Genomic DNA, 14,794 nt, shown 5'->3' on the forward strand with positions numbered 1-14,794 from the left:
CGCGCTGGAGAACGTGATGCTGCCGCTCATGGCCCGGGGGGAGAGCCCGGCCGAGTCCCGGCGGCGCTCCGAGGAGATTCTCGACCGGGTGGGACTGGCCGACCGTCTGGGCCACTCCCCGGCCAAGCTCTCCGGCGGCGAGCAGCAGCGGGTGGCCATTGCCCGGGCCCTGGTGGGCGGCCCGACCCTGGTGCTCATGGACGAGCCCACCGGCAACCTCGACCCGGGCACCGCCGGGCGCGTTCTGGACCTGGTCTTCGATCTCGCCGGGGCGGACGGCACGAGCTTCGTGATCGTCACCCATGACACGCGTCTGGCGGCGCGCGCCGACCGCGCCCTCTCCCTTTCCGGCGGAAAGCTCGTCCCGATGGAGGCGCGATGAACTGCGATCGCTGCGGCTCAGACGAGGCGGTGGTACGCTTCATCCCGGCCTGGGGCCAGGACATGGCCCTGTGTGACCCCTGCCTGGAGTTGGTCCGCTCCGAGGCGGAGTGGGAGATGTGGCTCCCCTCGCCCTCGGCCGATTTCCTCTTCGGACTGGGCGTCCCCTCGCCCCTGATCCGCATCGCCCAGCGCGGCGAGGGGCCCGTCTGCCCGGTGTGCGGCACGAACTGGTCCGACTTCGCCCAGGCCGAGCGGCTGGGTTGCCCGACCTGCTACGACGTCTTCGACGACCACCTCCGGCTCTTTTACCGGTTCCACGAGTGATGCTTTCCCTCGCGCCCAGCCTGGAGCTCCTCCTGCGCCCCCCGCGCTGGATCGCGGCGAACGCCAACCCGGTGTGGCTGGCCACGCGCGTCACCGTCATCCGCAACCTCGTAGGGGCGCCCTTCGTCCCCGAGGGGACGGACCGCCGCCGGCTGCTGGAACAGCTCGAGGTGTTGACCGACATCCTGGGTCCCGGCGCCCGGCAGGCGGTCTTCGACGACCACGGCGGAACCGGTTGGTGGTCCGAGCGGGCCCTCTGGCCGCCCGTTCTCACCGAGAACGCCCGGCTGTTCCTCTCCGACGGGGAGGACCGCTGGCTGATTCTGGGCGGGCAGGACCACGCCGTTTTTTCGGCCGTCGAGACGAGCCCCGGACGGGGTGGGCTCCTCGATCAGGTGCGGCTCTTCGACGAGGCCTTCTCGGCGGTCGGCGAGGCGGCCCACCACGACGAGCACGGATACCTGACCAGCTCTCCGCGCCGGGCGGGGGCGGGGGTGGGGGTGGAGCTCGTTCTCCACCTGCCCGCTCTGATGCTCACCCGGCAGCTCCGGCGCCTCCTCTCCGCGGCGGCCCAGCTCGGCTTCTGGGGCACCGCCATCGGCCCGGTCGGCGGGGGCATGGTGACACTGGTGAACCTCGTGGCTCTCCGGCACGGACCCGGGGAGCTTCTGGACTCGGCCGGGCGGGTCGGGGAGCTCCTGGCCGGGGCCGAGGAGTCCGCCCGGGGGGCGCTCCTGGCGGGTCGCCGGAACCTCGTCGAGGACGGGGTGGGGCGGGCCTGGGGCATCCTGAATCGCGGGACGCACTTCGAGGAGCTCGAGGCGGGGACCCTGTGCTCCTGGATCCGGCTGGGGCGCTGCCTGGACCTCCTCCATCGGCCCTCCCTCAACCGGATCAACGCCGCGCTCTGGAGCCTGCAGGGAGACCTCCTGGAGTCGCTGGCCGGCTGGCGCTCCACCACCCCCCGGCAGGCCAGGAGCGAGGTGCTGGCCCGGCTGGGTCGGCGATGACCTAGGGATAAGCCGATATACGTGCTATAATACGGGGGGACCGGGAAGCGGTCCGGGTTCGTCTGTCGGGCCGCCCCGCCCGTGGATGACGGAGCGGGGACGTTCGAGGGGGAGCCCGTGGTGGGTCTCCCGACTGACCGGACCACGGTCCGCCCGGTCCAAGGATGCGTAACTCAGATCCTCCGGCGCCACCGTCGAAAAATCGCCGTCCTTAAGGGTGGAAACCGATCCGCCCCGCCCCCGGAGAATAAATGCTCGACAAGTTCACCCCGCGCGCCCGTCAGGTGATCCTCTTCGCCCGGGACATGGCCAAGCAGATGGGCCAGGACTACCTGGGCACCGAGCACCTGCTGTTGTCCCTCGTGGAGGAGTCGGACGGCGTGGCCGCCTACGTCCTGAGTAAGCTGGGCCTCCGCTCGTCCATGATCCGCTCCGAGCTCCAGCGCTTCCAGTCCTCGGGCAGCCACCGGGCCACCTCGGACGAGAAAATCCCCTTCACCGACCGGGCCAAGCAGGTCCTGGAGCAGGCGGTGCTGGTGGCCGGCGAGCTCGGCTACAACTACATCGGCACCGAGCACCTCCTGTTGGGCCTGATCCGCGTCACCGAGGGGGTGGCCTCCAAGGTGCTCGCCCACCTGGGCTTCCAGCCCGAGGACGTCAAGAACGAGCTGGAGTCTCTTCTGGAGGAGAACCGGCGAAAAGAGGTCGCCGCCCCGCGCCGGGCCAAGCGCCCGGCCCGCGAGAAGGGCAAGGAAGAAGAGTCCCTCCTGGACGAGTTCGGCACCGACCTGACCGCCCTGGCGCGCCAGGGGAAGATAGACCCGGTCATCGGCCGCGCGGAGGAGACCGAGCGGGTCATCCAGATTCTCTCCCGGCGGAAGAAGAACAACCCCGTCCTCATCGGCCCCCCCGGCGTGGGCAAGACCGCCATCGTCGAGGGCCTGGCCCAGCGCATCTCCGACGGCGACATCCCGCTGACGCTCTCGAACCGGCGGCTCATCTCGCTGGACCTGGGGGCGGTGGTGGCGGGGACCAAGTACCGCGGCCAGTTCGAGGAACGCCTCCAGGGCATCATCCGCGAGCTCAAGAGCTCCAAGGACGTGATTCTGTTCATTGACGAGCTGCACACCCTGGTGGGGGCCGGCGGGGCCGAGGGCGCCCTGGACGCCTCCAACATGCTCAAGCCCGCCCTGGCCCGCGGCGAGGTCCAGTGCATCGGCTCCACCACCCTGGACGAGTACCGCAAGTACATCGAGAAGAACGGCGCCCTCGAGCGGCGCTTCCAGACCATCCTCGTGGACCCGCCCACCGTCCGCGAGACCTTGGAAATACTCAAGGGGCTCCGCGACCGCTACGAGGAGTTCCACAACGTGGAGATTTCCGACGAGGCCCTCGAGGCGTCGGTGCGGCTGTCGGACCGCTACATCTCCGACCGCGAGCTGCCCGACAAGGCCATAGACGTGGTGGACGAGGCGGCGTCGAAGGTCCACCTCGGCTGCCTGGTGCCGCCGGCGGAGCTCCGGGACCTGGAGCGCGAGCGCGAGGAGCTGCTGCAGCGGCCGACCGAGCCCGGCGACGGCTTCTCCGAGGCGCTGCGCGAACGCGCCCTCGAGCTGGACCGCATTGACCGCGCCATCTCATTCTCCAAGCGCCGCTGGGAGCACTCCCTCGAGGAGACCCGCGGCCTGGTGGACGTGGACGACGTCATGGAGACCATCAGCCGCTGGACCGGCATAAAGATTACCCGCATGGCCGAGGACGAGCAGATGAAGCTCTTGCGGATGAAGGACGAGCTTCACCGGCGGGTGGTGGCGCAGGACGAGGCGATAGACGCGGTGACGCGGGCCATCCGCCGCAGCCGCGCCGGCGTCCGCGAGCCCAACAAGCCCATCGGCACCTTCCTCTTCCTCGGACCCACCGGCGTGGGCAAGACCGAGCTGGCCAAGACGCTGGCCTGGTTCCTCTTCGACGACGAGTCCGCCGTAGTGCGCGTGGATATGAGCGAGTACATGGAGAAATTCTCGGTCTCGCGGCTCATCGGCGCGCCTCCGGGATACGTGGGCTACGAGGAGGGCGGGCAGCTCACCGAGCGCGTCCGCCGCAAGCCCTACTCCGTGGTGCTCCTCGACGAAATCGAAAAGGCCCACCCCGACGTCTTCAGCCTGCTCCTCCAGGTGATGGACGAGGGGCGGCTGACCGATTCCCTCGGACGCACCGTCAGCTTCCGCAACACCGTGGTCATCATGACCTCCAACCTCGGCACCCGGGACATCAAGGACATCAACGCCATCGGCTTCGGCTCCGACGCCTTCACCGGCGACTACTTCGCCATGCGCGACAAGGTCATGGAGGAGGTCAAGCGGCTCTTCAACCCGGAGTTCCTCAACCGGCTGGACGAGACCGTGGTCTTCCACTCCCTCACCAAGGACGACCTGCGGGAGATAGTCAAGCTGCAGCTCAAGAAGATAAAGCTGCGGTTGGCCGAGCAGGCCGTAGCCATCGAGTTCACCGACCGGATGCTGGAGCGGGTCATCACGGACGGTTACGAGCCGAGGTTCGGCGCCCGGCCAATCCATCGCGCCATCCAGCGCCTCGTCGAGGACCCCCTGGCCGAGGAGCTCCTCAAGGGGACCATCAAGGAGGGCGACCTGGTCGAGGTGGACCACTCCGGCGAGGCAACGATCTTCACCCAGTCCAAGCTGCCCAGCGCGGTTTAGAATTTAATCCTGAACCCCGGGAATCGAGAGGGAGCGTGTACGCTCCCTTTTTTTAAGGATGGCGCAGAGTTGGTGTACGCTCGGGGTCGTTCGGCCGAAACCGCCGTGGGGGAGCGACTGTACACATCGTCTCGTCGGGGCGAAACCGCGCAATGCCCGCCGGCGGTGGCACAGTTTTTGCGCAAATGGACCTCGAAGAAGCCCGCCGGGCCCCCTCCCGCAAAAATCTGTGCCACCGCCTCGGTTGCGGCGGCGGACAGGCTCGTCTCCGACCGGCGTCGAGGCTCCTTTCGGGGGAGACAGGCGGCATGAAAAGACGAGGGATTTTGCTGGGGGGGCATAGCTCGCTTCGCTCGGTTAAACCCCTTGTCGCCTGAAACTCGGTCCGAAACCGGCTATACTTCCTTAACTCACTGCCCGGAGGTCGGCATGAAAAAGCTGCTCGCAGTCCTGGCGCTAATCGTCGCGGCGCCCGCCCTCGCGTCCTTCGTCTACGTCTGCGACGACTACGAAGCCGCATACGCGGACCTCGACGTCTACGAGTGCGACGTCTCCTCGGCGGACTCGGCCGACGATATCATCTACATCACCGACGACCCGGACCTGGCCCAGGACGACGAGAAGGTCTGGTACTTCGTGGATGACCCGGACTACGCCGACTTCTTGGTGTACATCACAGACGACCCCGACTACGCCCAAGTGTGGATTCTGTTCGTGGATCTGGACTAGCGCCACTGGACCGTATAAAAAAGGGGCCTCACGGGGCCCTTTTTTCTTGCGGTGGCGGGTGTGGTATCATCGGGGGGCTGTAACGGGAGGAGGAAAGATGGCCGAGATGACGCTCAGACAGTCCCTGGAGATTGCGCTGGCCAGCGAGACCCGGGCCCGGGAAATCTACGAGACCCTGTACGGCCGCGTGGGCAACATGATGATGCGGGACAAGCTGAAGTTCCTGGCCGGGGAGGAACAGAAGCACTACGACATGCTCCGCGCCGTCTTCGAGGAAAAGATAGGCGGGACGCCGGCGGAGCCCGACCCGTCGCTCCTGCCGCGGATGGTCGTGGAGTTCGACTTCGAGAAGGCGGAGCTGACGGAGCTGTGGAAGGCGGCGATGGACGCCGAGGAGGTTTCCGCCGAGCACTACGATGGATTGGCGGGGCGCGTGTCGGGCCGGGCGAAGGTCATGTTCAACTACCTGGCCAACGTGGAGAAAAGCCACTACTACCTGTTGAAGAGCGAGTACGAGGTCCTGGCGGAGATAGACTCCTACACGCGTACGGACGATTTCCCCTTCGGGATGAACATGATCAACCTGGGGCCGTAGGTGGTTGTGCGGGTAGGGGGGCCTTTATCGTAGCTCGTAGGGGCCGACCTTTAGGTCGGCCCGCGGGCGGGTGTGGACACCCGCCCCTACGTATGCGCATCGAGAATCTAATCCGTAGGGGCGACCGTCCACGGTCGCCCGTTTGATTGTACCTCGTAGGGGCCGACCGACGGCGCGCCGTTCAGGTCGGCCCGAACCTTTGCTAAAAGATGCGGTAAACACCGACGCCGAAAGCGGCGGCGATGGCGTAGAAATCCAGGTCCGCCGACAACCCCCAGCCGCCCCCCAGGGCGAAGTCCATGCCGGCGCCCATGCGACCGGCGGGACCGGCCTTAACACCTTCGCCCGACGGGTCGAAGGCGAGGTAGACCGCCAGCTCGACGTGAAAGCCCAATCCCTCGATCCCCCCGAAGCCGTATCCTCCGACGAACCCGGGACCGAAAAGGGAATTGAACTCCTTTACCGACTCGGTGTCCCAGTCCGGTGGTATATGGTAGTAACCGACGTAGGCCAGCTCGAGCCCGCCGTACCAGTTCGCCCCCCAGGTGAACTTGATCCCCGCATTGAGACCGTAGTCCTCGTACATGGAGCCCAGGAAACCCAGGTTGAGCTTCAGCCTTGACCGAGGGTTGACGTCTCCGGCGGCGGTTTGGGCCGTATTGACGACGGGTTCCCCCTGGGCGTACGCCGGAGTCATCGTCGAGCCGACCAGCAGGATTCCGAGTGCGACCAAGTTCGTCCTCATCTTTGCGTCCCTCCTCATATCCGTGCAGCCCCGCTTCAGGCGTGGCCGTCACCCTGCCGGGAACCCATCCCCGTCGCCGTTAGTGTCGCTTCCTCAAGGTACGACAAGAATTATACATGAGTGGAGAGGTTCCGGTCCACGATGGAGGACTGCCCGGGGGCGGTCTCCCCCCGCTCGGCCTGGGGCGCCTCGGCGAACGTTTTTGCCAGGCGCTCCATCCCCGGGTAACACTTACCCCCCGTCCGCTCCAGACGCTCCAGCTCCCGCTCAATCCACCGTTCCACCATCCCCCCGAAGGGCCACATGAAAACGTACCGCTTGCCGGTGAACTGATTTTTAATCCCCGCCGCCCGGCGCCGCCCCGACTCCGCCCCCCGCTCGAAGTGCGCCCGCAGCGTCTCCCGATAGCCCCGCCACTCCCAAAGCGCCCGGAGGGTCAGCCCCGCGGGCAGTAATAGAATGTAGCTCAGGATGAACGGGAAGAGGCCCACGCGGCGCTGATCCACGATGTGCACCGCCTCGTGCCGGAGAATAAAATACCCCGTCCGGTTGCCGAACAGGCGTTCGGAAAGGTACACCGTCCCGGACCAGGAATAGGCGTCGAAGCCGGTCAGCCCCAGGCCGAAGGGTTTCCCCAGAACGTCCATTGCCCGGGCGAAGCGGTTTTTTTCCAAAACGGCCAGCCGGAGCGGCCCGAGTCCGGCCAGCGCCTCCACCAGACGCCAGAACGGCGGCCAGTCACCCTCCCGCGGCGGTCGGGCGGGCGATATTTTGTAAAAGTCGGTCATACGTCAGGGACCGAGCTGGGCGGCCAGCGGTCCGAGGCGGGGGTCGTCCCCCGTCAGCTCACGCGCCCGCCGGAGGGCCTCCCGCGCCCCGTCGAGGTCGCCCGTGGAGAGGAGGAGCTGGGCCTTGGTCGCCCAGAGCCCCTGGTCCTCGGGGAAGAGCGCCAGCCCCTGGTTCATGTATCCTTCCGCCCGGTCCGTCCGCCCCAGGGAGAGGCAGGCGTAAACCGCCAGGGAATAGGTTTGCGGCGCCCCGCCGCCCCAGCGCAGCGACTCCTCGACGTAGGCCAGGGCGACGTCGGGCCGACCGAGCCGGAAGTACACGGCGGCCAGGTTCGACAGGCAGCCGGTGTGGCGCGGGTCCATCGCCAGCGCGTCCTGGAGCACGGTGACCGCCTCGCCCTCCTTCCCCCGCTGCGCCAGCACCTGGGCCAGGTTGGCCGCGTTGTCCGGGTTTTTCCCGGAAAACTCGTAGCCCTCGCGCAGCAAACGCTCCGCCTCCTCCAGGTCCCCCCGGGCCTGGGCGTGGAGGCCGAGGTTGTTGTAGAAGAAGGGGTTGTCCGGTTCCTCACGGACGGCCTCCTCGAGCGCTCGGACCGCGCCCTCCGAATCCTCCAGGCGGTCGCAGGCCTCGGCCAGGACGCCCCAACTGTAGGCCGCCTCGGCGGTATGCCACACGCCCCAGTTGACCAAAACCGCGGCGGGGACGAGGACCAGGACCGTCTTCCCCAACCCGCGCCGGTCCTTCCCCCGCAGCTTCCCCCACAGGTCGTAGAGCGCCCAGGCAGCGAAGGGGATGAGCGGACCCACCACCGGCGCCCGGTATCGCCCCGTAACGAACAGCCCCACCACCATCAGGAAGTAAAGAATGACGAACACCGCGATCAGCCGGTGCTTGTCCCCCCACGGCCGCCAAAGAATCAGCCCGGTGAGCCCCAGCGGCATCACCAGCCAGAAGCCCAGCGGCATCAGCCACAGCGCCCAGCCGCCCCGCGCCCGGACGAAGTAGTAGTCCAGGTGGTTGGGCATCTCGTAGGCGTTGAAGAACAGAAGCGCCTTCTTGCCAAAAAGCCCCAGCGCCCGGACCGGATTTTTTACGATGAACGCGCCCGCCCGCTCCATCCACCAGGTCGAGACCTCGCTGGGTTTCAATACCCGCCCCGAGGCCGCCTCGGCCCGCTTCCGGCTCGCCTCGAACAGACGGTCCCGCATGTCCCCCGGCACGCCCCAGTACCCCGTCGCGTTCTCGTTGTTGCCGATCCAGAGGTTCACCCCGGCGTTGGAGGTCAAAAGGACCGGGTCGTCGGCCGTTACGGCGTTGCGCAGCGTGACGGGCAGGATGAGCGCGAAGCACAGGCCGACTACCAGAGCCCCGGCGCCCAGGGCCCGGAGCGCCTTCCACTTCCACCGGCGCCACAGGACGAAAATGATGAACACCGCCAGGACGACCGCGACGAGCCAGACGTTGGGCCGGCCCAGGCTGGCGAACCCGAAGGCCAGCCCCGCACCGACCAGGTGCCTCCACCGCCGCTCGTCCAAAAATTTCACCAGCCACAGCAGCCCAAGGTTTATCGCCAAAAGCTCGTAGGCGGTCATCAACAGGTCGAGCTCGAGGAAGGCGATGTAGCCGTAGAGGGCGGCGCCGAGCCCGGCGATGCGCCCCACGATCTCCCCGCGCCTCCGATCCCCCTCCGTCTCCCCCCCGAACAGGCGGCGGGCCAATAATAAGAGCACCACCGCGTTCAGCGCGCCGGCCAGCACCTGGATGAGCCGCGCCGCCAGCAGCGATTTACCGAACACCGCCCAAACCAGCGCCAGGATGTACGGATACCCCGCCGAGGAGTGGAAGAAGACCTCCCGGCCCGCGCCCAAGTCCCCCGCCAGTATCCTGTCCGCCAGCACCTCGTACTCGTAGGCGTCGGCCACGTTGGCCCGGTAGAGCGGTTGATCCGACGTGGTGAGGACGAACACCAGGCGCGGGAGGAGGGCCACCGCGAAAACGATGAGCGGCCAGCGCCTCTTTTTTATCCACGACGTGATGGGCGCAGCTTGCATGCCGCTAGTTTAACCCCCGCCGGTTTCCGGGGCAAGGGGGGAGCTACGCCGACGCCCCCCTTCGCCCTTGACATTCCCGCCGCGCCTATCATATCCTTATCCGCCGCCGCCGACGCCGCACACCAACCGCGCGGCAAAAGGGCCGCGGCGTCTAGCTTTACGGATTCTTGCCCCCACCCTTCACGGTGCCGCGGGTGCGGGTTTTTGGTTTCACCAGGACGAAGGGATTCATAACCCCATGCCGACCGTCAACCAGCTCGTGCGCAAGGGCCGCCATGCCAAGAAGAAGAAGACCAAGGCACCGGCCCTGGACGCCTGCCCACAGCGAAAGGGCGTCTGCACCCGCGTGTGGACCGTGACCCCGAAAAAGCCGAACTCGGCCCTCCGCAAGGTCGCCCGCGTCCGGCTCACCAACGGCATCGAGGTCACCAGCTACATACCCGGCGAGGGGCACAACCTCCAGGAGCACTCCATCGTGCTGGTGCGCGGCGGCCGCGTAAAGGACCTGCCAGGCGTCCGCTACCACATCATCCGCGGGACGCTCGACGCCATCGGCGTCTCAGGACGGCAACAGCAGCGCTCGAAGTACGGCACCAAGAGGGAGAAATAACCCATGTCCCGCAGAGCAAAAGTCCAGCGCCGCGAACTCGCGCCCGATCCCGTCTACGGATCGCCCCTCGTAACACGCTTCATTGACTGCCTCATGCACCAGGGCAAAAAGTCCGTCGCCGAGAGCATCTTCTACTCCGCCCTGGCGATGATCGAAAAGAAAACGGGCACCGAGGGCATAAAGGTCTTCCAGGACGCCCTGCGAAACGTCAAGCCAAACCTCGAGGTCAAGAGCCGCCGGGTCGGCGGCGCCACCTACCAGGTCCCCATCGAGGTCGTACCCGAACGAAAGATCGCCCTGGGCATCCGCTGGATTATCTCCTTCGCCCGAAAACGACACGAACACTCCATGGTCGAAAAACTCGCCCTGGAACTCATTGACGCGCACAACGGGGTGGGCGCCTCCGTCAAAAAACGCGAGGACACTCATCGCATGGCCGACGCCAACAAGGCCTTCGCCCACTTCCGTTTCTAATTCTTCCCCCTCGGGGGAATCACCAGGGGAATCGGTGCCGTCCCCTCCCAGCGACGGGATACGCACCGACCCCTCCTCGGACCAGGAGGGCCAGTCAAGGGGGCCGGGTAAGGCAAAGCCGGACAACCATCCCCGCGACGATAGCCCCTAGAGCCGCAAAAAAGCTCGAAGGGCCGATCAAGGGGGCCGGTATTTCGGCAAAGCCGGATGACCATCCCAAGACGATAGCCCCGTGAGCTGCTAAATGCTCTAAGGGCCGTCAAGGGGGCCGGTTAAAGGGTGAAGGCGGTGGGCCACTAATGGTAATGGGTTCCCGCTTGCACGTTGAAGCTCCCGTAAAAAGACTGGCCGAAAAACCCCGTTAGGGCCGCGGATGAACCGTCAGGTTCCCCCCGCGACCGAGAAGGGGTCCTGGGGGGCGAAAAAGCCCCAAGGTCGTTAAAAAAACGGCCACCGAGCGGACCGCGACGCGGTCTTTTACGACAAAACGACGACTCTGACCTTCGGGGACCTTCCCGGGGCGGACGCCCGTGGGGTGCCGGGGGCGGGTTATACCATTCGCGCGAGCCGTGGACCCTATAGCCCTCATCCGCAACGTCGGCATCACGGCCCACATAGACGCCGGAAAGACGACACTAACCGAGCGCGTCCTCTACTACTCCGGCAAGACCCATAAGATCGGCGAGGTTCACGAGGGCACCGCGGAGATGGACTGGATGGAGCAGGAGAAGGAGCGGGGGATAACCATTACCTCCGCCGCAACCACCTGCTCCTGGCGAGGGCACCGCATCAACATAATAGATACGCCGGGCCACGTAGACTTCACCGTCGAAGTGGAGCGTTCTTTGAGAGTTCTGGACGGGGCCGTCGGCGTCTTCTGCGCCGTGGCCGGGGTGCAGCCCCAGTCCGAAACGGTCTGGCGCCAGGCGACGCACTACGGCATCCCGCGTCTGGCCGTCATCAATAAAATGGACCGCGTGGGCGCCGACTTCGACCGCGCCCTCGAGAGCATGGTCAAAAAGCTCGGCGCGAACCCGATCCCCGTCAACATCCCCGTGGGCGCCGAGGACAACTTCACGGGCGTCGTGGACCTGGTGACGATGGAGCTCGTCACATTCGGCGACGACCTGGGGCTGACGGTCACACGGGAGCCGCTGGACGGGCCCCTGGCCGAGATGGCCGCCCCCTACCGCGAGCGTCTGGTGGAGATCGCCGCCGAGCACGACGACGCTCTCATGCAGAAGTACCTCGACGGCGGGGAGGTCACTCCCGATGATATCCGCGCCGGTCTGCGCCGCGGGACACTGGCCGGGGAGATCCAGCCCGTACTCGCCGTGAGCGCCCTGAAGAACAAGGGCGTCCAGCCCGTCCTCGACGCCGTGGTGGATTACCTCCCCAGCCCACTCGACCGGGGCGCCGTGAAGGGCATCAATCCCAAGACGGAGTTGGAGGAGGAGCGGAAGCCGGACCCCAGGGCGCCCATGACGGCCTACGTATTCAAGACGGCCTCCGACACCTTCTTCGGCAAGCTGACCTTCTTCCGCACCTACTCGGGGACGCTGAAGGTCAAGGATTCGCTCCTGAACAGCCACACCGGGCGCGGGGTTCGCGTGGGCCGCCTCCTGGAGATGCACGCCAACCGGAAGACCGACATCGCGGTGCTGGGCCCCGGGGAGATAGGCGCCGCCGTCGGCCTCAAGGGCTGCCGCACCGGCGACACCCTCTGCGACCGCGACCACCCCATCGCCCTGGGGACCATCGAGTTCCCCGAGCCGGTCATGCGGGTGGCCATCGAGCCCGGCTCCACCGCCGACGAGAAGAAGCTTGCCGACGCCCTGGAGAGTCTGGCCGAGGACGACCCGACATTCACCGTGACCGAGGACCCGGAGACCGGCCAGCGCATCATCTCCGGCATGGGGGAGCTTCACCTGGAGATTATCGTGGACCGGCTCCAGCGGGAGTTCACCGTCCGCTGCCGGGTGGGTGAGCCCCAGATAGCCTTCCGGGAGTCCGTTTCCGGTCCCGGCGAGGACGAGTTCATCCTGGACCGCCAGCTCGCCGGCAAAGCGCAGTTCGCAAAAGTCCGCGTCGCAGTCGAGCCCGCGGGCTCCGGGGAGGGGTTCTCCTTCTCCGGCTGGGTGGAAGGGCTGCCGAAGTCTTACCACGAGGCGATAGCGGAGGGCTGCCGGCAGGGGATGCAGGTGGGCGTCGTGGCCGGGTACCCCATGGTGGACGTGCGGAGCCGCCTGGTGGACGCGGGTTACGACGAGGAGCTCTCCTCCGCCGATGTGTTCCGGGCGGCCGCATTCCGCGCCTTTCACCTGGCCTGCGCCGAGGCCGGCCCCATCGTCCTGGAGCCGGTGATGAGCCTCGAGGTCACCTGCCCCGAGGAGTTCCTGGGCAACGTGCTCAAGGACCTCTCCACCCGCCGGGGGCAGATAACCGAGACCCGGGTCCTGCCCGGCTACCAGGTGGTGGACGCCCGGGTCCCGCTCTCGGCCATGTTCGGTTACTCGACGGCGGTGCGCTCGCTGACCCAGGGTCGAGCCGATTACCACATGCAGTTCGAGCGCTACGCGCCGGTGCCCGAGGATTCATCCGCCCGGTGGTGGTGACCGAATCCGTTGAAATTGAAAGCCTTGCGTTGTCTTTTAATCGTCCGTTAAAATGCCGCCGGTCCCGCCCCGGGGCGGGGGAGGAAAAAATCGCCCCGACGGGCTGGTAATCCTAGCCGAGATGTGTTATATTGCACCGCCCCCGCGCACAGGGCCCTTCATGCCCGAGGCGCGGCTCAGCGACTTTAACCGTACAGGGTTCCATGTTCTTTTTGAAACTTGACTTTACGTCACACTGGCTCTCCAGCCGTTTGATAGGAGGCCAAGATGGCTAAGGAGAAATTCGAGCGCACCAAGCCCCACGTCAACGTGGGCACCATCGGTCACGTGGATCATGGCAAGACGACCCTCACGGCGGCCATAACGCTGAACCTGTCGCACTACAACCTGGCCACATACGTCAGCTTCGACGAGATAGACAAGGCCCCGGAGGAGCGCGAGCGCGGCATCACCATCAACACCGCCCACGTGGAGTACCAGTCCGAGAAGCGGCACTACGCGCACGTGGACTGCCCGGGTCACGCCGACTACGTCAAGAACATGGTCACCGGCGCCGCTCAGATGGACGGGGCCATACTCGTCGTCTCCGCCGCCGACGGCCCCATGCCGCAGACCCGCGAGCACATCCTTCTGGCCCGCCAGGTCGGCGTGCCTTACATCATCGTCTTCCTCAACAAGACCGACATGCTCGACGACCCCGAGCTCCTGGAGCTGGTCGAGATGGAGTGCCGGGACCTGTTGACCCAGTATGAGTTCCCCGGCGACGAGATTCCCTTCATCAAGGGGTCCGCCCTCAAGGCCCTGGAGAAGGGCACCGGCGACAAGGACGATCCCGACATCAAGTGCGTCTTCGAGCTCCTCGACGCCCTGGACAACTACATCCCCCAGCCCGAGCGCGCCACCGACAAGCCCTTCCTGATGCCCATCGAGGACGTCTTCACCATCACCGGGCGCGGGACCGTCGGCACCGGCCGTATAGAACGCGGCATCGTAAAGGTCGGCGACAAGGTGGACATCGTGGGGATGCATGACAAAATTGATTCCACCACCGTCACCGGGGTGGAGATGTTCCGTAAGCTCCTGGATCAGGGCCAGGCCGGCGACAACGTGGGCTGCCTCTTGCGCGGCACCGAGCGCAAGGACATCCAGCGCGGGATGGTGCTGGCCGCTCCCGGCTCCATCACCCCGCACACACGGTTCACCTCCCAGGTCTACATCCTGACCAAGGAAGAAGGCGGCCGACATACCCCCTTCTTCCCCGGATACCGGCCGCAGTTCTTCTTCCGCACCACCGACGTCACCGGCAACATCGCCGAGCTCCAGGACGCCGAGATGGTCATGCCCGGCGACACCGTGAGGATGACCGTGGAGCTCATCACCCCCATCGCCATGGAGAAGGAGCTGCGCTTCGCCATCCGCGAGGGCGGCCGCACCGTCGGCGCCGGCGTCGTCACCGACATCCTCAAGTAAGGTCGGCTAGCTGGTCGGGGGGTTGTTTCGGAGTTGCCGTACTCTTGGGAGACCCGGAGAGGGACGGTTTCGGATTCGCAAGGTCCCGTTCGAAGGGTCGGATACCGCAAGGTAAGATAGGCGCGGTTTCGGACTCGCAAGGTCCCGTTCGAAGGGCCGGATACCGTAAAGTCGGATAGGCGCGGTTTCGGACTCGCAAGGTCCCGTTCGAAGGGCCGGATACCGTAAAGTCGGATGGGCGCGGTTTCGGACTCGCAAGGCTCTTCATAGAGGCCCGGACA

13 protein-coding genes are annotated in these 14,794 nt (G+C 66.3%); 10 read left to right on the forward strand and 3 right to left on the reverse strand.

From position 1 onward, the window contains the following. From VM054_08865 to VM054_08890, 6 genes are all read left to right on the forward strand, one after another. The coding region (locus VM054_08865; protein ID HUT99173.1) for an ATP-binding cassette domain-containing protein at positions 1-382 on the forward strand (382 nt) is incomplete at its 5' end. Then, the gene (locus VM054_08870; protein HUT99174.1) at positions 379-708 is read left to right on the forward strand and encodes a hypothetical protein; all 330 of its coding nucleotides are present in this window, start codon (positions 379-381) and stop codon (positions 706-708) included. The genes VM054_08865 and VM054_08870, both read left to right, overlap by 4 nt. Continuing rightward, positions 708-1,718, forward strand: a complete 1,011-nt coding sequence (locus VM054_08875; protein HUT99175.1) for a hypothetical protein — start codon at positions 708-710, stop codon at positions 1,716-1,718. Before VM054_08870 ends, VM054_08875 begins: the two co-directional genes overlap by 1 nt. Before the next feature lie 251 nt (positions 1,719-1,969). Further along, the gene (locus VM054_08880) at positions 1,970-4,435 is read left to right on the forward strand and encodes an ATP-dependent Clp protease ATP-binding subunit (protein HUT99176.1); all 2,466 of its coding nucleotides are present in this window, start codon (positions 1,970-1,972) and stop codon (positions 4,433-4,435) included. Between the two features lie 429 nt (positions 4,436-4,864). Then, positions 4,865-5,164 carry a hypothetical protein gene (locus tag VM054_08885; GenBank protein HUT99177.1) on the forward strand — a complete coding sequence of 100 codons (300 nt, stop codon included), beginning with the start codon at positions 4,865-4,867 and terminating at the stop codon, positions 5,162-5,164. 97 nt (positions 5,165-5,261) lie between these two features. Then, complete coding sequence (locus VM054_08890; GenBank protein ID HUT99178.1) at positions 5,262-5,759, forward strand: ferritin family protein; 498 nt, start codon at positions 5,262-5,264, stop codon at positions 5,757-5,759. A gap of 202 nt (positions 5,760-5,961) precedes the next feature. Here VM054_08890 and VM054_08895 read toward each other — a convergent pair whose 3' ends face one another. From VM054_08895 to VM054_08905, 3 genes are all read right to left on the reverse strand, one after another. Continuing rightward, positions 5,962-6,504, reverse strand: coding sequence for a hypothetical protein (locus VM054_08895; GenBank protein HUT99179.1), 543 nt, complete (start codon positions 6,502-6,504; stop codon positions 5,962-5,964). Between the two features lie 110 nt (positions 6,505-6,614). Further along, on the reverse strand, positions 6,615-7,292 hold the full coding sequence (locus VM054_08900; protein HUT99180.1) for a hypothetical protein: 678 nt from the start codon (positions 7,290-7,292) through the stop codon (positions 6,615-6,617). A 3-nt stretch (positions 7,293-7,295) separates the two neighbouring features. Then, entirely contained in the window at positions 7,296-9,344 is a 2,049-nt protein-coding gene (locus VM054_08905) for a tetratricopeptide repeat protein (protein HUT99181.1), read from the reverse strand. 238 nt (positions 9,345-9,582) lie between these two features. Between VM054_08905 and rpsL the strand changes: the two genes are divergently transcribed. From rpsL to tuf, 4 genes are all read left to right on the forward strand, one after another. Continuing rightward, the gene (rpsL, locus tag VM054_08910) at positions 9,583-9,954 is read left to right on the forward strand and encodes a 30S ribosomal protein S12 (protein HUT99182.1); all 372 of its coding nucleotides are present in this window, start codon (positions 9,583-9,585) and stop codon (positions 9,952-9,954) included. Positions 9,955-9,957: 3 nt separating this feature from the next. Continuing rightward, positions 9,958-10,428: a 30S ribosomal protein S7 gene (rpsG, locus tag VM054_08915; protein ID HUT99183.1), complete on the forward strand. Its 471-nt coding sequence runs from the start codon at positions 9,958-9,960 to the stop codon at positions 10,426-10,428. Positions 10,429-10,997: 569 nt separating this feature from the next. Further along, positions 10,998-13,043 carry an elongation factor G gene (fusA, locus tag VM054_08920; protein HUT99184.1) on the forward strand — a complete coding sequence of 682 codons (2,046 nt, stop codon included), beginning with the start codon at positions 10,998-11,000 and terminating at the stop codon, positions 13,041-13,043. Between the two features lie 267 nt (positions 13,044-13,310). Beyond that, positions 13,311-14,513 carry an elongation factor Tu gene (gene tuf / locus VM054_08925; protein HUT99185.1) on the forward strand — a complete coding sequence of 401 codons (1,203 nt, stop codon included), beginning with the start codon at positions 13,311-13,313 and terminating at the stop codon, positions 14,511-14,513. The last annotated feature ends 281 nt before the right edge of the window (positions 14,514-14,794 follow it).

It is taken from the genome of bacterium (assembly GCA_035528375.1).
GTDB lineage: Bacteria > RBG-13-66-14 > RBG-13-66-14 > RBG-13-66-14 > RBG-13-66-14 > RBG-13-66-14.

Bases quoted from the DNA above. Each gene is read 5' to 3' on its own strand.
- VM054_08870 (HUT99174.1), top strand. From the start codon at position 379: ATGAACTGCGATCGCTGCGGCTCAGACGAGGCGGTGGTACGCTTCATC.
- VM054_08875 (HUT99175.1), top strand. From the start codon at position 708: ATGCTTTCCCTCGCGCCCAGCCTGGAGCTCCTCCTGCGCCCCCCGCGC.
- VM054_08880 (HUT99176.1), top strand. From the start codon at position 1,970: ATGCTCGACAAGTTCACCCCGCGCGCCCGTCAGGTGATCCTCTTCGCC.
- VM054_08885 (HUT99177.1), top strand. From the start codon at position 4,865: ATGAAAAAGCTGCTCGCAGTCCTGGCGCTAATCGTCGCGGCGCCCGCC.
- VM054_08890 (HUT99178.1), top strand. From the start codon at position 5,262: ATGGCCGAGATGACGCTCAGACAGTCCCTGGAGATTGCGCTGGCCAGC.
- VM054_08895 (HUT99179.1), bottom strand. From the start codon at position 6,504: ATGAGGACGAACTTGGTCGCACTCGGAATCCTGCTGGTCGGCTCGACG.
- VM054_08900 (HUT99180.1), bottom strand. From the start codon at position 7,292: ATGACCGACTTTTACAAAATATCGCCCGCCCGACCGCCGCGGGAGGGT.
- VM054_08905 (HUT99181.1), bottom strand. From the start codon at position 9,344: ATGCAAGCTGCGCCCATCACGTCGTGGATAAAAAAGAGGCGCTGGCCG.
- rpsL (HUT99182.1), top strand. From the start codon at position 9,583: ATGCCGACCGTCAACCAGCTCGTGCGCAAGGGCCGCCATGCCAAGAAG.
- rpsG (HUT99183.1), top strand. From the start codon at position 9,958: ATGTCCCGCAGAGCAAAAGTCCAGCGCCGCGAACTCGCGCCCGATCCC.
- tuf (HUT99185.1), top strand. From the start codon at position 13,311: ATGGCTAAGGAGAAATTCGAGCGCACCAAGCCCCACGTCAACGTGGGC.